The organism is Streptomyces sp. ActVer (assembly GCF_027270795.1).
Lineage (GTDB): Bacteria > Actinomycetota > Actinomycetes > Streptomycetales > Streptomycetaceae > Streptomyces > Streptomyces umbrinus_A.
In genome coordinates, this window is sequence record NZ_JAPWHT010000193.1 from 1 (window position 1) to 18,217 (window position 18,217).

Below are 18,217 nucleotides of genomic sequence, written 5' to 3' on the forward strand. Positions count from 1 at the left end.
TGGCGGGCGCCGTGGACCCGGCCGCTCTGCCCGGCAACGGCGCGCGCGTGGTGCCGCGGCCCACCGCGGAAACGCGCGGTCAGAGCACCGAGGCAGCGGAGGAAGCCCCGTCCGAGGACGGCCGGGGAACCGGTGAGAAGCCGGAACAGTTGAAGCAGGGGGAGGAATCACGTGGGCGCTGACCGCGATCGGGGCGGCCGTCGGCGTCCGGTGCGTCTGATGACGTACGGCGTCTGCGGGGCCGTACTGCTGACCGGATGCGCCTCGATGCCGGACGGCGGGGACCTGCGCGGGGTCGAGGCCTCGCAGCGGCCCGACCCGCAGGTCCGGGTCTTCGCCATGCCGCCGCGGGAGAACGCACAGCCCGAAGAGATCGTGCAGGGCTTCCTGGAGGCGCTGACCAGCGACGATCCGGGGTTCGAGACGGCACGCAAGTACCTGACGGGCGAGGCGTCCAAGAAGTGGCGTCCGAACCGGTCGACGACGGTGCTCGCGGACGGGCCGAACACCGCGGCGGAGCACAGCGGCAGCCGGGAGGCGACCGGCGACTACGTGTACTCGCTGACCGGCACCAGGGTCGCCAAGGTGGACTCGCAGTTCGCGTACGAACCCGCCGCGGGAACGTACAACGAGCTCGTGCACCTCGCGAAGTACAAGGAGAAGGACGGCAGCAGGCAGTGGCGCATCGACGAGCTGCCGCAGGGCCTCGTGATGGGGAAGTCCGACTTCCAGCGCAACTACCTGTCCGTCAACAAGTACTACTTCGCGTCGAACACGTCGGGCAGGTCGGACGATCAGCTCGGGGCGGTCGCCGACCCCGTCTACGTGCGCGAGCAGGTCGACCCGGTGACGCAGATGGTCCGCTCGCTACTGAAGGGGCCGACGAGCTGGCTCAAGCCGGTCGTCAGGTCCAGCTTCCCCACCGGTACGGCGCTGAAGAAGGGCGTCAAGACACTCACGCCCGACGACCAGAACCGGCTGACGGTGCCGCTGAACGACAAGGCCGACCGGATCGGCCAGTCCGTGTGCACGGAGATGGCGGCCCAACTCCTGTTCACCCTCCAGGACCTGACGCCCACGGGCATCGACGAGGTGGAGCTGCAGCGTTCGGACGGCACGCAGTCGTGTGCCCTCGGAGCGAGCAAGGCCGAGATCTACGTCGCCCACGGCCCGGCGAAGCGTGCCGAGTACGAGTACTTCATCGACGGTGAGAAGCGGCTCGTCCGGATAGCGAGCACGGGCAGCGAACAGGAACCCGAGCCGGTGCCGGGTGCGCTCGGCGACGGCGACAAGGCGCTGAGGGCGGCCGCGGTCTCGCGGGACGAGGACACCGCGGCCGGGGTGTCGCTCGACGGGCGCTCGCTGTACGTCGGGTCGCTCGCGTCGGGCGGTTCGCTCGGGGAGCCCGTGCTGCGCAGCAAGGCCAAGTCGGAGGACGACGGTCTGACGACGCCCAGTTGGGACGCGAGCGGGGACCTGTGGGTGGCCGACCGTGGCCCGAAGAGCTCCAAACTGCTGCTGCTCGCGAAGGGCGCGGGTGAGCCTCTGGCGGTCACGACGCCCAGCCTCGAAGGGCGGATCGAAGCGGTGCGGGTGGCCGCCGACGGGGTGCGGATCGCGCTGATCGTGCGGAAGGACGACAGGACGACCCTCCTCATGGGGCGGATCGAGCGGCAGAACGGATCGGACGGGAAGCCGTCCGTCTCCATCCACGAACTGCGGTCCGTGGCACCGCAGTTGGAAGAGGTCACGGCCATGTCCTGGGCTGGCGACAGCCGTCTGGTCGTGGTCGGACGCGAGGCCCGGGTCGTGCAGCAGATCCAGTACGTCCAGGTCGACGGCTCCACACCGGTCGGCCCGGCACCCGCCGCGCTCACCGGCGTGAAGGAGATCGCCGCCTCCGAGGACGAGCGGCTGCCCCTGGTGGCCCACTCGGAGGACGGGATCGTGCGGCTCTCGTCCGGGGCCCAGTGGCAGACGGTGGTCAAGAAGGGGATGGCGCCGGTCTATCCGGGGTGAGGTCTGGCCTGGTCTGGCCGACTTGCCTTCGCTGTCTGAGCGCTTCCCTCGTGTGGGTGACAACGTCCCTGTGGTTGCCCGGAGTTGTCCACAGGGAGTTGTCCACAGGGGTGGCCGGGGCGCCCGGGCGTTGGCACAGTGGTGGGCATGCGGGGGTGGTGGCAGGACCTCACCGACCTGGTGCTGCCGGCCGAGTGCGGAGGCTGTGGGAGACCTCGCACGGTGCTCTGCCCTGAGTGCCGTGCCGCCCTGACGGGGGCCGTACCGAGCCGGGTGCGACCAGAGCCGGAACCACCGGGGCTGCCGGTGGTGCACGCCGCGGCTCCGTACGAGGACGAGGTGCGCGCGGTGCTCCTCGCCCACAAGGAACGGGGTGCGTTGATGCTCGCGGGACCTCTGGGCGCGGCGCTGGCGGGGGCCGTACGGGTGGGGCTCGCGACGGGTGGCGGGAGCGGGGCCGGGGCTGCGGGGCTCGTGCCTGATGGACCCGTCGGACCCGTCGGAGTGGGTGGCTCCAGGACTCCAGTGTCGCTCGTTCCCGTGCCGTCCGCGCGCTGGGCGGTCCGGGCGCGGGGGCACGACCCGGCGCGGCGGATCGCACTCGCCGCCGCGGGTGAACTGCGGCGTACGGGGACACCGGCCCGGGTAGTCGCCGTACTGCGGCAGCGGCGTGCCGTGGCCGACCAGTCAGGGCTCAACTCCCGGCAGCGGCTGGACAATCTCGCCGGCGCCCTGGAGGTGCCCGCGGGAGGCGCGCGGCTGCTGAACGGCGGTGGGCGGGTCGTGATCGTCGACGACCTGATGACCACGGGCGCGTCCCTGACGGAGGCGGCACGGGCTTTGAGGGCCGTTCTCGTGGCGGGAACCGGTCCTTACGGCCGGGTAACACCCAAAGTGACAGGGGAAGGGATGTCTCAAACGACGGCGGCAGGTGTAGGACGACCAGAAGCGGTCAGGGAAATGAGAGGTACGAACGGCGCCGAAGGCATGCTCGCAGCGGCTGTGGTCGCGGCGACTCCGGCATCTTTCGAAATAAACCGGAACTGACAGGGAAGTTGCGTCGTTGCAGGTAGTGAGAGGTTCCATTCACCTGAATGGAGGTACGTCGCAGTAGAGGGTGACGCCATCCGTCCAGGCGAGATATGTTCGGTTGTGAGGGAATGGCGGACGCCGTCCTTCGCATATCGGAATGCCGTGCCGTGGGTTTTCTGCAATCACCCGCGACAGTGGGTGGAGATCTTGCCCGCGGGGGAGGAGGAGGTGGAAGTCACCGAGTCCGAGGCTCCGGGAGTCGCTGGAGCCTGGTGCAAAAGGGAGATGCTCCGCCGTCGATGCGGAGTGATCCGGGAACGGAGTTCTGCGTGGACATCGTCGTCAAGGGCCGCAAGACCGAGGTGCCCGAGCGGTTCCGCAAGCACGTGGCCGAGAAGCTGAAGCTGGAGAAGATCCAGAAGCTCGACGGCAAGGTGATCAGCCTCGACGTCGAGGTGTCCAAGGAGCCCAACCCCCGACAGGCCGACCGCTCCGACCGAGTGGAGATCACGCTTCACTCCCGCGGTCCGGTGATCCGGGCGGAGGCAGCGGCAAGCGATCCGTACGCGGCGCTGGACCTGGCGGCAGACAAGCTGGAAGCGCGACTGCGCAAGCAGCACGACAAGCGGTACACGCGCCGTGGAGCCCGCAGGATCCCGGCAGCCGAGGTCGCCGACCACGTCCCGGGCGCGGCAACGCTCAACGGGAACGGCAGTGTGGTCCACGAGGAAGAGCCCGAGGCGGTGCCGACCAAGAAGATCGGTTCGCTCGAGGTGAAGGGTGACGGCCCCCTCGTCGTCCGCGAGAAGACCCACGTCGCGTCCCCGATGACGCTCGACCAGGCGCTCTACGAGATGGAACTGGTCGGGCACGACTTCTATCTGTTCGTCGACTCCGAGACCAAGGAACCGAGTGTCGTCTACCGGCGGCACGCGTACGACTACGGCGTCATCCACCTCAGCACGGACCCGATGGTGGCCAAGGCGCAGCAGGCCCCGGCAGGCGGGGCGCTGGGCGGCTGACCTCGCCCGGTGAGCTTCCTCGGCCTTCGGCCGGGGGGAGTTCCAGTGGTGCCCCTGGAGTGCTCGTGCGCCCCCAGGGGCACCGGTGTGCGACCCCTTTGTGCCCCGCTCTGTCGTCCCGTTGTCGCCCGGGCATGAAATCATGGCCGTACCGGCCCAACCGGTGGGCCGTTGCCTCGGGTTGGCGATGGCACAAGAAACACAGGCCACGGCCTTCAGGGGGAGGAACCATGGCGGACAGCTTCGGACCGATGCGTGACGAAGATGCCGACGACGGCGTCGTCGGCATGGGCCCGGACGCGGGGTCCCCACGCAAGGAACCCATCAGGGTCCTTGTCGTGGATGACCATGCCCTCTTCCGTCGCGGCCTGGAGATCGTGCTCGCCGCCGAGGAGGACATCCAGGTCGTCGGCGAGGCGGGTGACGGCGCGGAGGCGGTCGACAAGGCCGCCGATCTGCTGCCGGACATCGTGCTGATGGACGTACGGATGCCCAAGCGCGGCGGCATCGAGGCGTGCACCTCCATCAAGGAGGTCGCACCCAGCGCGAAGATCATCATGCTGACGATCAGCGACGAGGAGGCCGACCTCTACGACGCGATCAAGGCGGGGGCCACCGGATATCTCCTCAAGGAGATCTCCACCGATGAAGTGGCCACGGCCATTCGTGCCGTTGCGGACGGGCAGTCGCAGATCAGTCCGTCGATGGCGTCGAAGCTGCTCACCGAGTTCAAGTCGATGATCCAGCGCACGGATGAGCGGCGGCTGGTGCCGGCGCCTCGGCTCACCGAGCGTGAGCTGGAGGTTCTCAAGCTCGTGGCGACCGGGATGAACAACCGGGATATCGCCAAGGAGTTGTTCATCTCCGAGAACACCGTGAAGAACCATGTGCGGAACATTCTGGAGAAGCTGCAGTTGCACTCCAGGATGGAGGCCGTGGTGTATGCGATGCGGGAGAAGATTCTTGAGATTCGTTGACAGCGGCGTCTTGGGGGCGGGGGTCGGTTCGTAGGTGCGGGCCAGATGTGGCTGGTCGCGCAGTTCCCCGCGCCCCTAAAGGAGCGTTCGGCCCAGCTCCGTTGTCAAAGCCTCTCGCAGGGCCGGAGTGTTCGCTCGCTCCACCCGTACGTTCGAGCAGTCGACCCAGGTGGCTGCCTCCAGGAGGGCCTGGGCCACCGCCGGTACTGCCTTGGGGCTGTCGAGGGTGACCTGCTTGGCGACCAGCGTGGCGCCCTCGCGGGCCGGGTCGACGCGGCCGACCAGGTGGCCGCCGGCGAGGACCGGCATGGCGAAGTAGCCGTAGACCCGCTTCGGCTTGGGGACGTAGGCCTCCAGTCGGTGGGTGAAGCCGAAGACGCGCTCCGTGCGCGCCCGCTCCCAGACCAGGGAGTCGAACGGCGACAGGAGCGTGGTGCGGTGGCGGCCCCGCGGGGGCGTCTCCAGGGCCGCGGGATCCGCCCAGGCAGGCTTGGACCAGCCCTCCACCGTGACCGGGACCAGACCGGAGTCCGCGAGCACCGCGTCGACCTGCTCGCCCTTGAGGCGGTGGTAGTCGGCGATGTCCGCGCGCGTGCCGACACCCAGGGACTGGCCCGCGAGCCGGACCAGACGGCGCAGGCACTCCGCGTCGTCCAGCTCGTCGTGGAGCAGGTCGCCCGGGATGGCGCGCTCGGCCAGGTCGTACACCCGCTTCCAGCCTCTGCGCTCCGTGCACACCACCTCGCCGTACATCAGGGCGCGCTCGACGGCGACCTTCGTGCCCGACCAGTCCCACCACTCGCTGGTCTTCTTCGCACCGCCCAAGTCGGTGGCCGTGAGCGGGCCTTCGGTCCTCAGCTGCTTGATGACCTGGTCGTACGTGCCGTCCGGCAGGCCGTGGTTCCAGTGCGGGCGGGCGCGGTAGGCGCGGCGGCGGAACGCGAAGTGCGGCCACTCCTCGACGGGGAGGATGCAGGCGGCGTGCGACCAGTACTCGAAGGCGTGCGGGCTCGGCGGAGCCGTGCCGTCGGACGCGGGCGTCCAGTAGGCGCCGTCCACCGTCTTGCGGCCGACCGCGCCGAGGCGGGCGTACGGGATGAGTTCGTGGGAGCGGGCCAGGACGGAGATCGTGTCGAGCTGGACCGCGCCCAGGTGTCGCAGTACGCCTCGGACGCCGCCCCTGCGGTCGGGGGCGCCCAGGAAACCCTGGGCGCGCAGGGCGATTCGGCGGGCCTCGTCGGCGGAGAGTTCGGCGGTGGGGCGCGGCAGACTCGTCATGGTCCGCACGATATGCGGTGCCACTGACAATGGGCTCTGAGCTGCGAAAACTGCCGGGGAAATCGGCCAGGGAAGACAGTCGGGGACGGGCGGGCGCCCGGAGTTCAGCCCTGTCGTGGAGTGGGTAGGTAGGGCGCTGTCGACGGCAGGCCCAGGTCCGACGGGAGCAGGGATCCGATCCAGCAGTCGCGGCGTACGCCCTTGTTGTTGATGCCGGAACGAAGGGTGCCTTCGATGGTGAAGCCGGCGCGTTCGGCGACCGCGCGGGAGCCCGTGTTGCCGACCTCGGCCCGCCACTCGACGCGGTCGATCGCCAGTTGGGTGAAGGCCCAGCGGGAGGCGGTGAGGGCGGCCTCGGTGATGTAGCCGTTGCCCCGGTGTTCCTTCGTCGCCCAGAAACCGATCTCGCCGACCCCCAGGGAGCGCATCGTGATGGCGAGCATGCCGGCGAGGTCACCGCTGACGGGAAGGAAGACACCGAAGGTGAACATCGAGCAGTCCACCCATCCGTCGGGCACCATCTGCTCGGTGAAGGCCGTGGCGTGCTCGCGCAGATAGGGCGACGGGATCGTGGTCCAGCGCTGGATGTCGGGATCCTGGACGGCGTCGTACACGGCGTCGGTGTCGTGCGGTCCCACCGTGCGCAGCAGGAGCCGTTCGGAGGTCAGTGTGACGGGGTCCATCGGCCGATTCTGCTCGGGCTTCGGTGCGGAAGCCATAACTTTAGCCCTGCGTGAGGGGGTGGTTACCTTTCGTAGTGCTTGCGCGGCACCTTCCGCATCCTCCGCCCGTTGTCCTAATGGCTGTCACATGCAGACCTCCCGGCGCGGTGGGGTCCTCGCTTACGATGGCCGTTGCTCAAGCTGTGATTTGAAACCGTCATTGAAACCGACCGTCCCAGGCCCGACCGGCAAGGAGACAAACCCCCGTGTCCGTCCTCTCGAAGATCATGCGTGCAGGCGAAGGAAAGATCCTGCGCAAGCTGCACCGCATCGCGGACCAGGTCAACTCCATCGAAGAGGACTTCGTTGACCTCTCCGACGCCGAGCTGCGAGCCCTGACCGAGGAGTACAAGCAGCGGTATGCCGACGGCGAAAGCCTCGACGACCTGCTGCCCGAGGCGTTCGCGACCGTCCGTGAGGCCGCCAAGCGCGCCCTCGGCCAGCGTCCCTACGACGTGCAGATCATGGGCGGCGCAGCGCTCCACCTCGGCTATGTCGCCGAGATGAAGACCGGTGAGGGCAAGACCCTGGTCGGCACGCTGCCCACGTATCTGAACGCCCTCTCCGGAGACGGCGTTCACCTCATCACGGTCAACGACTACCTGGCCGAGCGCGACTCCGAGATGATGGGCCGTGTCCACAAGTTCCTGGGCCTGAGTGTCGGCTGCATCCTGGCCAACATGACGCCGGCCCAGCGCCGCGAGCAGTACGCGTGCGACATCACGTACGGCACGAACAACGAGTTCGGCTTCGACTACCTGCGCGACAACATGGCGTGGTCGCAGGACGAACTGGTGCAGCGCGGCCACAACTTCGCGGTGGTCGACGAGGTCGACTCGATCCTCGTCGACGAGGCCCGTACGCCGCTGATCATCTCCGGCCCCGCAGACCAGGCCACCAAGTGGTACGGCGACTTCGCGAAGCTCGTCACGCGCCTGAAGAAGGGCGAGGCGGGCAACACCCTCAAGGGCATCGAGGAAACCGGCGACTACGAGGTCGACGAGAAGAAGCGCACCGTCGCCATCCACGAGCCCGGCGTCGCCAAGGTCGAGGACTGGCTGGGCATCGACAACCTCTACGAGTCGGTGAACACGCCTCTGGTGGGCTACCTGAACAACGCCATCAAGGCCAAGGAGCTCTTCAAGAAGGACAAGGACTACGTCGTCATCGACGGCGAAGTCATGATCGTCGACGAGCACACCGGCCGTATCCTCGCCGGCCGCCGCTACAACGAGGGCATGCACCAGGCGATCGAGGCGAAGGAAGGGGTGGACATCAAGGACGAGAACCAGACGCTCGCCACGATCACCCTGCAGAACTTCTTCCGCCTCTACAAGCGCCACGACCACAACGGCAAGGAAGTCCCCGGTCTCTCCGGCATGACTGGTACGGCGATGACCGAGGCCGCCGAGTTCCACCAGATCTACAAGCTCGGCGTCGTCCCGATCCCGACCAACCGGCCGATGGTCCGCAAGGACATGTCCGACCTGATCTACCGCACCGAGGTCGCGAAGTTCGAGGCCGTCGTCGACGACATCGCCGAGAAGCACGAGAAGGGCCAGCCGATCCTCGTCGGTACGACGTCGGTCGAGAAGTCCGAGTACCTCTCGCAGCAGCTCTCCAAGCGAGGCATCCAGCACGAGGTGCTGAACGCGAAGCAGCACGACCGCGAGGCCCCGATCATCGCCCAGGCCGGCCGCAAGGGTGCCGTCACCGTCGCCACGAACATGGCCGGCCGTGGTACGGACATCAAGCTCGGCGGCAACCCGGACGACCTCGCCGAGGCCGAGCTGCGCCAGCGCGGCCTCGACCCCGAGGAGCACATCGAGGAGTGGGCCGCCGCGCTGCCCGCCGCCCTGGAGCGGGCCGAGAAGGCCGTGCAGGCTGAGTTCGAAGAGGTCAAGGACCTCGGCGGGCTCTACGTACTGGGCACCGAGCGGCACGAGTCCCGCCGTATCGACAACCAGCTGCGCGGTCGCAGCGGCCGTCAGGGCGACCCGGGCGAGTCCCGCTTCTACCTCTCCCTGGGCGACGACCTGATGCGCCTCTTCAAGGCCCAGATGGTCGAGCGCGTCATGTCGATGGCGAACGTCCCGGACGACGTGCCGATCGAGAACAAGATGGTCACCCGAGCCATCGCCTCCGCCCAGTCGCAGGTCGAGACGCAGAACTTCGAGACCCGGAAGAACGTCCTCAAGTACGACGAGGTCCTCAACCGGCAGCGCGAGGTCATCTACGGCGAGCGTCGTCGCGTCCTGGAGGGCGAGGACCTGCAGGAGCAGATCCAGCACTTCATGAACGACACGATCGACGCGTACATCGACGCCGAGACCGCCGAGGGCTTCGCCGAGGAGTGGGACGTCGACCGGCTGTGGGGCGCCTTCAAGCAGCTCTACCCGGTGAAGGTCACCGTCGAGGAGCTGGAGGAGGCGGCCGGCGACCGTGCCGGTCTGACCGCCGAGTTCATCTCCGAGTCCATCAAGGACGACATCTACGAGCAGTACTCGGCCCGCGAGGAGCAGCTCGGCTCCGAGATCATGCGTGAGCTGGAGCGCCGGGTCGTGCTGTCGGTCCTGGACCGCAAGTGGCGCGAGCACCTCTATGAGATGGACTACCTCCAGGAGGGCATCGGCCTGCGCGCGATGGCCCAGAAGGACCCGCTGGTCGAGTACCAGCGCGAGGGCTTCGACATGTTCACCGCCATGATGGACGGCATCAAGGAGGAGTCCGTCGGCTACCTGTTCAACCTGGAGGTCCAGGTCGAGCAGCAGGTCGAGGAGGTCCCGGTCGAGGACGCGAAGCCGTCGCTCTCCAAGAGGGACGCGGTTCCGGCGGGTTCCTCCCGTCCGGAGATCCGTGCCAAGGGGCTCGACACTCCGCAGCGGCCGGACCGGCTGCACTTCTCCGCGCCCACCGTGGACGGCGAAGGTGGCATCGTCGAGGGCGACTTCGCCAACGACGACGAGCCGGTGCGGTCGGAGTCGGACGGGCTTACGCGCGCGGAGCGGCGTAAGCAGCAGAAGGGTGGCCGTCGCCGCAAGAAGTGACGGTTCGCTCCGCGGGGTGAGCGGTTCGCTCTGCGGGGTGGGCAGTTGAAGGGCCGGGCATCTTTTGGTGCCCGGCCCTTTGCGTTGGGTTGGCCTCCGGCCCGGGTGTTGTTGGCTGCGGGCCGGTGGGGGCTTGTCGCGCAGTTCCCCGCGCCCCTTGTGGGGCGCCCAGGTGCAGGCGTGCCTGAGGAGGTGCCCCGGGGGCGGATGCGCGGGTCAGTCCTCGTTCGTGTGGGGCATGCGGGCGCCGCCCAGTTCTACTGCTGTGCAGCGCCAGCGGAGGTCGGGGCCCTGTTCCAGGCGGAAGGCCATGGCGCGGAGCTGGTCGCCCGCTCCGATGCGGGCGAAGGCCTCGACGGCGCCCGGGCGGGGGACGTAGTAGCCGATGTCGCGGACGACGGGGCGGGTGCCGCGGGCGCGGAGCGGGCCGCGTTCGGCGAGCCAGGCCAGTTCGTCGTACGCGCGGCCCGCGGTGTGCCGGAGCATGCAGTGGACGGGGCGCTGACCACTCAGAACGGCCACGAGGCGGTCGGCGAACAGGTCGGTGGGGCGAGGCTGCCGAGGTGCACCCGGAAGGCTCTCAGCGGGGGCTGTGGGGGTCCTCCGGGGCGGGGCTCCGGACGGGACCGGCGAGGTGGTCGGGACGGTGCTCGGGGTGGTGGCAGCGCTCGGGGCGGTGCCCACCCGCCTCGTACGAGGTGTGCCTCCGCCCGGGGTCGTACGCGGTGAGCCGCCGCCCGGGCGGCGCGTGTCGTGGCGAACGGGTGGGCGGGTGCCCGGGGCGCCCGTGGTGCGCTTCGTCCTGGTCATCACCTTGTTCATGGCGGGATCCCCATTCCGTCGGACCGACTGGATACCGGTCGGTAACTTTCCGTTGGGGATCTTGTACGAGGCCGGGGTGGGTGGCCGCAAGGACGGTGGTCGCGCGTCGGGGGTGCCGGAATCTTCACCTATCAGGGTGACGGGGGAGGGCGGGAGGCTTGGCGGGGCTGGGGTGTACCGGGTGATGTGCGAGGCCGGCGGTGGACGCCTCCGGAGGGGTGGCCGGGACTCGAAAGGGGACGCCCGCACGTATCCTGAAGGCCCTCCGGGAGGTGCGAAGCCGCCCTCTTGGAGGCCTCCGACGGCGAGACCCGACGGCGAGACCCGACGGCGAGACCCGACGGCGAATCCCGACGGAGACATCGACCACGCGATCCGACTACGAAAGCGGCCAGCCATGCGCGTCTACGTCCCCCTGACCCTCTCCGGTCTCGCCGAGGCGTACAAGACGGGTGAGCTGGGGTCGGGGTCCTTCGTCGCGTACGCCGTCACGCCCGCGCTGCGGGAGTGGTACCTGTCCGACGACATCGAGGAACTGGAGTACGCGGCGCTGAACCGGGCCGCGCTCGCCTCCCTCAGGCTGGTCGCGCTCGACCCCGGAGCCCCGCGGCGGCGAGTCGTCGTCGCCGTCGACGTGCCGGACGGGGCCGCGGTCGCCGACCCCGACCGGGGGCTCGACCCCTCGGCGCTCGGTGAGGTGCGGGTCGGCGGGGCCGTGGCGCTGGCCAAGGCCGCGGCCGTGCATCTCGACTCCGATGAGGCCGAGGCGGACGTGACGGCGGCCGTGGACGTGCTGGGCGCGGCCGACCGGGGTGACGACGACGCGCAGTTCGTCGTGGACGGGGCCGAGGACCACGAGCTGCTGTGGTTCGCCACGCAGGAGATTCCGAACCTGGTGGGGCTGGGCGACTGACGGGCCCGGCCTTCTGGTCGCGGCTCCTGGGGGCGTGCTGAAGCGCACCGGATGTGTTGTCAGTGTGGCCGGGTATTTTTTTGGTATGGGGATGCACGGAGCGGCACACATTGTCTGGGACTGGAACGGAACCCTGTTCCACGACAACACGGCGATCATCGGCGCGACGAACGCGGCGTTCGCCGAGCTGGGCATGGAACCGATCACGCTGGAGCGGTACCGGGAGCTGTACTGCGTACCGGTGCCGAAGTTCTACGAGCGGCTGATAGGGCGGCTTCCCACGGACGAGGAGTGGGAGGTCATGGACGTGACCTTCCACCGGTACTACACCGAGCACCGGGTGGGCTGCGGGCTCACCGACGGAGTGCCCGGGCTGCTCGCCGAGTGGGCGTCGGCCGGTCGCAGTCAGTCGATCCTGAGCATGTACGGGCACGACGAGCTCGTCCCGTTGGTCCGTGGGTTCGGGATCGAGCCCCATTTCATACGGGTCGACGGGCGCACCGGACCCTCCGGGGGCAGCAAGGCCGAGCACATGGTCCGGCATGTGGGAGCGCTGGCGGGTGTGGAACCCGCTCGTACGGTGGTGATCGGGGACGCGGCGGACGACGCGGTCGCGGCGCTGCACGTGGGGGCTCGGGCCGTGCTCTACACCGGCGGGTCGCACAGCCGGGCCAGCCTTGAGGGGGTTGGGGTGCCGGTGGTGGACAGCCTGGAGGAGGCTGTTGCGGAGGCCGAGCGGTTGGCGGCCTGAGCGGGTGGTTTCCTGGGGGCCTGGGGTGGTCCCCCTTGGTGAAACTGGGGGCTCTGCCCCCAGGCCCCCGTGGGTTCGTTGTCGGCTGCGGGGCCGTCGTGGCTTGTCGCGCCCACGCGGCGGAGTCGCACAATGTCACAGCCCCGCGCCCCTGACGGGGCGGGGGAAACTGTGCAGAGTGTCAAAAAGGGGGTCCCTCTTTTGTACACATACGGCTCATGACGGGGGGCCCGTGGAGAGCGATAGCCTTGTGCCGTGATCAGCGCGATACGTCGCGGGGGCCTTGTTGCCCCTGCCCTGCGCCCGGAACGCACGGACTACATCCGTGACCGGGCGGTCGCTGGTCTCCCCGGGCGGGGAAGCGCAGAAACCACCGCATACGCGGCAGGCACAGGTGCACCGAGAGCAGCGTCACAGCCTCCGGAGCCGCCAAGAATGGCCGATAACGCCCCGCTCATCTCTCATCGCGGCATAGCGTCGAACGAGACCGGACACCCCGCGTCGCGGCGCTACGTCACTTCACGTTCTACGACGTCACGCAACGGCGCGCGACAGGAGCCAGAGGACAATGCAGACCAAGCTGGACGAAGCCAAGGCCGAGCTGCTCGAACGGGCCGCCCGGGTAGCTGAGAACAGCCCTGTCGGGGGGATTCTTCACCTGCCGACCGGGAAGACGGGCGCGAGCGCTCCCGACCAGGACACCCTGCTCGCGTTCCTCCAGCGCTACTACCTGCACACCGCCCCCGAAGACCTCACCGACCGAGACCCGGACGACGTCTTCGGAGCCGCCTTCTCGCACTACCGGCTGGCCGAGAACCGACCTCAGGGCACGGCCAACGTGAGAGTCCACACCCCGACGGTCGAGGAGATCGGCTGGACCTGCAGCCACTCCGTCGTCGAGGTCGTCACGGACGACATGCCCTTCCTCGTCGACTCCGTCACCAACGAGCTGTCCCGGCAGGGGCGCGGGATCCATGTCGTCATCCACCCGCAGGTCATCGTGCGGCGCGACCTCACCGGCAAGCTCATCGAGGTCCTGAAGGCCCGGCCCGCCGGCGAGCTGCCCCACGACGCGTTCGTCGAGTCCTGGATCCACGTCGAGATCGACCGCGAGACCGACCGCGCCGATCTGAAGCAGATCACCGCCGACCTGGTGCGCGTCCTGTCCGACGCCCGTGAGGCCGTCGAGGACTGGGAGAAGATGCGCGACTCCGCGCTGCGCATCGCCGACGAGCTGCCCACCGAGCCGACCGCCGACGACCTGCGCGACCAGGAGGTGGAGGAGGCCCGTGAGCTGCTGCGCTGGCTCGCGGACGACCACTTCACCTTCCTCGGCTACCGGGAGTACGAGCTGCGCGAGGACGACTCGCTCGCCGCCGTTCCCGGCACCGGACTCGGCATCCTGCGCTCCGATCCGCACCACGCGACCGACGAGAGCCACCCGGTCAGCCCGTCCTTCGAGCGGCTGCCCGCCGACGCCCGCGCCAAGGCCCGCGAGCACAAGATCCTGGTGCTCACCAAGGCCAACAGCCGTGCCACCGTGCACCGGCCCTCCTACCTCGACTACGTCGGCGTGAAGAAGTTCGACCAGGACGGCAACGTCATCGGCGAGCGCCGTTTTCTAGGCCTCTTCTCCTCCGCCGCGTACACCGAGTCCGTCCGTCGCGTCCCCGTCGTCCGGCGCAAGGTCGCGGAGGTCCTCAAGGGCGCGGGCTTCTCGCCCAACAGCCACGACGGGCGCGACCTCCTCCAGATCCTGGAGACGTACCCGCGCGACGAGCTCTTCCAGACCCCGCCCGACGAGCTGCGGTCGATCGTCACCTCCGTCCTGTACCTCCAGGAGCGGCGGCGGCTCAGGCTCTACCTGCGGCAGGACGAGTACGGGCGCTACTACTCGGCGCTCGTCTACCTCCCGCGAGACCGCTACACCACCGGCGTACGCCTGCGGATCATCGACATCCTGAAGGAGGAGCTCGGCGGCATCAGCGTCGACTTCACCGCCTGGAACACCGAGTCGATCCTCTCCCGGCTGCACTTCGTGGTCCGGGTCCCGCAGGGCACCGAGCTGCCGCAGCTCAGCGACGCCGACAAGGACCGCATCGAGGCGCGGCTCGTCGAGGCCGCCCGCTCCTGGGCCGACGGTTTCGCCGAGGCACTGAACGCGGAGTGCGGCGAGGAGCGCGCCGCCGAACTGCTGCGCCGGTACGGCAACGCCATCCCCGAGGGCTACAAGGCCGACCACAACCCGCGCACCGCGGTCGCCGACCTGGTCCACCTGGAGCAGCTCGGCAACGGCAAGAACTTCGCGCTCAGCCTGTACGAGCCGGTGGGGGCCGCCCCCGGCGAGCGCCGTTTCAAGATCTACCGCACCGGCGAGTCGGTCTCCCTCTCCGCCGTCCTGCCGGTCCTCACCCGGCTCGGCGTCGAGGTCACCGACGAGCGCCCCTACGAGCTGCGCTGCTCGGACCGCGCGTCCGCGTGGATCTACGACTTCGGCCTGCGCCTGCCCAAGACGGGCAGCGGCAACGGCGACCACCTCGGTGACGACGGCCGCGAGCGCTTCCAGGAGGCCTTCTCGGCGACCTGGACCGGGCAGGCCGAGAACGACGGCTTCAACTCCCTCGTCCTGAGCGCCGGGCTGAACTGGCGGCAGGCGATGGTGCTGCGCGCGTACGCCAAGTACCTGCGGCAGGCCGGTTCGACGTTCAGCCAGGACTACATGGAGGACACCCTCCGCAACAACGTCCACACCACCCGGCTGCTCGTCTCGCTCTTCGAGGCGCGGATGTCGCCGGACCGCCAGCGCGCCGGCCTCGAACTGACCGACGCCCTGCTGGAGGAGCTGGACGCCGCCCTCGACCAGGTGGCGAGCCTGGACGAGGACCGGATCCTCCGCTCCTTCCTCACGGTCATCAAGGCGACCCTGCGTACGAACTTCTTCCAGGAGGCGGGCGGCGGCGAGCCGCACACGTACGTCTCCATGAAGTTCGACCCGCAGGCCATCCCGGACCTGCCGGCGCCGCGTCCGGCGTACGAGATCTGGGTGTACTCGCCGCGCGTCGAGGGCGTCCACCTCAGGTTCGGCAAGGTCGCGCGAGGCGGTCTGCGCTGGTCCGACCGGCGTGAGGACTTCCGGACCGAGATCCTCGGCCTGGTCAAGGCGCAGATGGTCAAGAACACCGTCATCGTGCCGGTCGGCGCCAAGGGCGGCTTCGTCGCCAAGCAGCTGCCGGACCCGGCCGTGGACCGCGACGCCTGGCTGGCCGAGGGCATCCGCAGCTACAAGACCTTCATCTCGGCGCTGCTCGACATCACCGACAACATGGTGGCCGGCGAGGTCGTACCGCCCGCCGACGTCGTCCGGCACGACGAGGACGACACCTACCTCGTCGTCGCCGCGGACAAGGGCACGGCGACGTTCTCCGACATCGCCAACGGCGTCGCGGAGAGCTACAACTTCTGGCTCGGGGACGCCTTCGCCTCCGGCGGCTCGGCCGGCTACGACCACAAGAAGATGGGCATCACCGCCCGCGGCGCCTGGGAGTCCGTCAAGCGGCACTTCCGGGAGCTGGCCCTCAACACGCAGACCGAGGACTTCACGGTCGTCGGCGTGGGTGACATGTCCGGTGACGTGTTCGGCAACGGCATGCTGCTCAGCGAGCACATCCGGGTGGTCGCCGCCTTCGACCACCGGCACATCTTCATCGACCCGAACCCGGACGCGGCCACCTCGTACGCCGAGCGCCGTCGCCTCTTCGAGCTGCCACGCTCCTCCTGGGAGGAGTACGACAAGACGCTGCTGTCGCAGGGCGGCGGCATCTTCCCCCGTACGGCCAAGGCCATCCAGCTCAACAGCCACATCCGCGAGGCTCTCGGCATCGAGGGCAACATCGCCAAGATGACCCCCGCCGACCTGATGCGGGCGATCCTCAAGGCGCCGGTGGACCTGCTGTGGAACGGCGGCATCGGTACGTACGTGAAGGCGTCGACCGAGTCGCACGCGGACGTCGGCGACAAGGCCAACGACGCGATCCGCGTGGACGGCGCCGACCTGAGGGTCAAGGTCGTCGGAGAGGGCGGCAACCTCGGCCTCACCCAGCTCGGCCGCATCGAGTTCGCGCAGGCCGGCGGCAAGGTCAACACCGACGCCATCGACAACAGCGCGGGCGTGGACACCTCCGACCACGAGGTGAACATCAAGATCCTGCTCAACGCGGTGGTCGCGGACGGCGACATGACGGTCAAGCAGCGCAACAAGCTGCTCGCCGAGATGACCGACGAGGTCGGCGCGCTCGTCCTGCGCAACAACTACGCGCAGAACACGGCCCTGGCCAACGCGCTCGCCCAGTCGAAGGACATGCTCCACGCCCAGCAGCGCTTCATGCGCCACCTGGTCCGCGAGGGCCATCTGGACCGGGCGCTGGAGTTCCTGCCGACCGACCGCCAGATCCGGGAGCGGCTCGGCACCGGGCAGGGCCTGACCTCGCCGGAGACGGCCGTCCTCCTCGCGTACACGAAGATCACGGTCTCCGACGAGCTGCTGCACACGTCGCTGCCCGACGACCTGTATCTGCGGAGCCTGCTGCACGCGTACTTCCCGACCGCGCTGCGCGAACGGTTCATCGAGCAGATCGACAACCATCCGCTGTCGCGCGAGATCGTCACGACCGTGCTGGTCAACGACACGGTCAACACCGGTGGTACGAGCTTCCTGCACCGGCTCCGCGAGGAGACCGGGGCCTCTCTGGAGGAGATCGTCCGGGCGCAGACCGCGGCCCGTGCGATCTTCAACTCCAGCGAGGTGTGGGACGCCGTCGAGGCGCTCGACAACACGGTCGACGCGGGTGTCCAGACCCGGATCCGGCTGCACTCGCGGCGGCTCGTCGAGCGGGGGACGCGGTGGTTGCTCAACAACCGGCCGCAGCCGTTGCAGCTCGCCGAGACGATCGACTTCTTCCGGGAGGGGGTCACGCGGGTCTGGGCCGAGCTGCCCAAGCTGCTGCGGGGTGCGGATCTGGAGTGGTACCAGCAGATCTACGACGAGCTGTCCGGGGCCGGGGTGCCCGACGAGCTCGCCCAGCGGGTGGCCGGGTTCTCGTCCGCCTTCCCGTCGCTCGACATCGTGGCGGTGGGGGACCGGGTGGGCAAGGACCCGATGGACGTCGCGGAGGTCTACTACGACCTCGCCGACCGTCTGCGGATCACTCAGCTCATGGACCGCATCATCGAGCTGCCTCGTGCGGATCGGTGGCAGTCCATGGCCCGGGCGTCCATCCGTGAGGACCTGTACGCGGCGCATGCCGCGCTGACCGCCGATGTTCTTGCCGTCGGGAACGGGGGGTCCACGCCTGAGCAGCGGTTCAAGGCGTGGGAGGAGAAGAACACGGCGATTCTCACTCGGGCGCGGACGACTCTGGAGGAGATCCAGGGGTCCGAGGCGTTCGATCTCGCGAATCTGTCGGTCGCGATGAGGACGATGAGGACGATGCTGCGTACGCGGACGTAGTCCTGGCGAGAGGAGAGGGGCGCCCTGCGGGTTGGGGCGCCCCCCTTTTTTTCGCCCCCGCCGCCCCTACCCGTCCCGTCCCTGGGGGCTGCCGCCCCCAGACCCCCGCATCGCGCTGACGCGCTCGT

General features: G+C 69.0%; 12 protein-coding genes. 9 read left to right on the plus strand and 3 right to left on the minus strand.

Features of this window, described 5'->3' with window-relative positions; genetic code table 11:
* From O3Q52_RS28170 to O3Q52_RS28190, 5 genes are all read left to right on the plus strand, one after another.
* The coding region (locus O3Q52_RS28170; protein WP_269651512.1) for a hypothetical protein at window positions 1–182 on the plus strand (182 nt) is incomplete at its 5' end.
* Window positions 172–2,019: an LpqB family beta-propeller domain-containing protein gene (locus tag O3Q52_RS28175; RefSeq protein WP_269651513.1), complete on the plus strand. Its 1,848-nt coding sequence runs from the start codon at window positions 172–174 to the stop codon at window positions 2,017–2,019. The genes O3Q52_RS28170 and O3Q52_RS28175, both read left to right, overlap by 11 nt.
* 147 nt (window positions 2,020–2,166) lie before the next feature.
* A complete protein-coding gene (locus tag O3Q52_RS28180; protein ID WP_269651514.1) occupies window positions 2,167–3,066 on the plus strand; it encodes a ComF family protein in 900 nt (299 codons plus the stop codon).
* Between the two features lie 284 nt (window positions 3,067–3,350).
* Window positions 3,351–4,073, plus strand: a complete 723-nt coding sequence (gene raiA / locus O3Q52_RS28185) for a ribosome-associated translation inhibitor RaiA (protein WP_269651515.1) — start codon at window positions 3,351–3,353, stop codon at window positions 4,071–4,073.
* Between the two features lie 230 nt (window positions 4,074–4,303).
* Window positions 4,304–5,050 (plus strand): response regulator transcription factor, encoded by a 747-nt coding sequence (locus tag O3Q52_RS28190; protein ID WP_055617175.1) that lies wholly within the window; start codon window positions 4,304–4,306, stop codon window positions 5,048–5,050.
* Between the two features lie 75 nt (window positions 5,051–5,125).
* Here the strand turns inward: O3Q52_RS28190 and O3Q52_RS28195 are convergent, their stop codons facing one another.
* Both O3Q52_RS28195 and O3Q52_RS28200 read right to left on the minus strand, forming a co-directional pair.
* Complete coding sequence (locus O3Q52_RS28195) at window positions 5,126–6,328, minus strand: winged helix-turn-helix domain-containing protein (RefSeq protein WP_269651516.1); 1,203 nt, start codon at window positions 6,326–6,328, stop codon at window positions 5,126–5,128.
* Between the two features lie 104 nt (window positions 6,329–6,432).
* Window positions 6,433–7,011 (minus strand): GNAT family N-acetyltransferase, encoded by a 579-nt coding sequence (locus tag O3Q52_RS28200; protein ID WP_269651517.1) that lies wholly within the window; start codon window positions 7,009–7,011, stop codon window positions 6,433–6,435.
* Between the two features lie 245 nt (window positions 7,012–7,256).
* On the opposite strand from O3Q52_RS28200, the gene secA reads away from it, so the two are divergent.
* Window positions 7,257–10,097: a preprotein translocase subunit SecA gene (secA, locus tag O3Q52_RS28205; protein ID WP_269651518.1), complete on the plus strand. Its 2,841-nt coding sequence runs from the start codon at window positions 7,257–7,259 to the stop codon at window positions 10,095–10,097.
* A gap of 216 nt (window positions 10,098–10,313) precedes the next feature.
* Here secA and O3Q52_RS28210 read toward each other — a convergent pair whose 3' ends face one another.
* Window positions 10,314–10,919, minus strand: coding sequence for an Rv3235 family protein (locus O3Q52_RS28210; protein ID WP_269651519.1), 606 nt, complete (start codon window positions 10,917–10,919; stop codon window positions 10,314–10,316).
* Between the two features lie 397 nt (window positions 10,920–11,316).
* Between O3Q52_RS28210 and O3Q52_RS28215 the strand changes: the two genes are divergently transcribed.
* The 3 genes from O3Q52_RS28215 (at window position 11,317) to O3Q52_RS28225 (ending at window position 18,089) form a co-directional block, all read left to right on the plus strand.
* Window positions 11,317–11,832: a hypothetical protein gene (locus O3Q52_RS28215; protein ID WP_269651520.1), complete on the plus strand. Its 516-nt coding sequence runs from the start codon at window positions 11,317–11,319 to the stop codon at window positions 11,830–11,832.
* An 85-nt stretch (window positions 11,833–11,917) separates the two neighbouring features.
* Complete coding sequence (locus O3Q52_RS28220; RefSeq protein ID WP_189843503.1) at window positions 11,918–12,583, plus strand: HAD family hydrolase; 666 nt, start codon at window positions 11,918–11,920, stop codon at window positions 12,581–12,583.
* Window positions 12,584–13,151: 568 nt separating this feature from the next.
* The gene (locus O3Q52_RS28225) at window positions 13,152–18,089 is read left to right on the plus strand and encodes an NAD-glutamate dehydrogenase (protein WP_269651521.1); all 4,938 of its coding nucleotides are present in this window, start codon (window positions 13,152–13,154) and stop codon (window positions 18,087–18,089) included.
* Window positions 18,090–18,217 lie beyond the last annotated feature (128 nt).

Coding starts and splice junctions, on each gene's coding strand:
- O3Q52_RS28210 (WP_269651519.1), bottom strand. CDS start 10,919: ATGAACAAGGTGATGACCAGGACGAAGCGCACCACGGGCGCCCCGGGC.
- raiA (WP_269651515.1), top strand. CDS start 3,351: ATGCGGAGTGATCCGGGAACGGAGTTCTGCGTGGACATCGTCGTCAAG.
- O3Q52_RS28195 (WP_269651516.1), bottom strand. CDS start 6,328: ATGACGAGTCTGCCGCGCCCCACCGCCGAACTCTCCGCCGACGAGGCC.
- O3Q52_RS28200 (WP_269651517.1), bottom strand. CDS start 7,011: ATGGACCCCGTCACACTGACCTCCGAACGGCTCCTGCTGCGCACGGTG.
- O3Q52_RS28190 (WP_055617175.1), top strand. CDS start 4,304: ATGGCGGACAGCTTCGGACCGATGCGTGACGAAGATGCCGACGACGGC.
- O3Q52_RS28220 (WP_189843503.1), top strand. CDS start 11,918: ATGGGGATGCACGGAGCGGCACACATTGTCTGGGACTGGAACGGAACC.
- O3Q52_RS28215 (WP_269651520.1), top strand. CDS start 11,317: ATGCGCGTCTACGTCCCCCTGACCCTCTCCGGTCTCGCCGAGGCGTAC.
- O3Q52_RS28225 (WP_269651521.1), top strand. CDS start 13,152: ATGCAGACCAAGCTGGACGAAGCCAAGGCCGAGCTGCTCGAACGGGCC.
- O3Q52_RS28180 (WP_269651514.1), top strand. CDS start 2,167: ATGCGGGGGTGGTGGCAGGACCTCACCGACCTGGTGCTGCCGGCCGAG.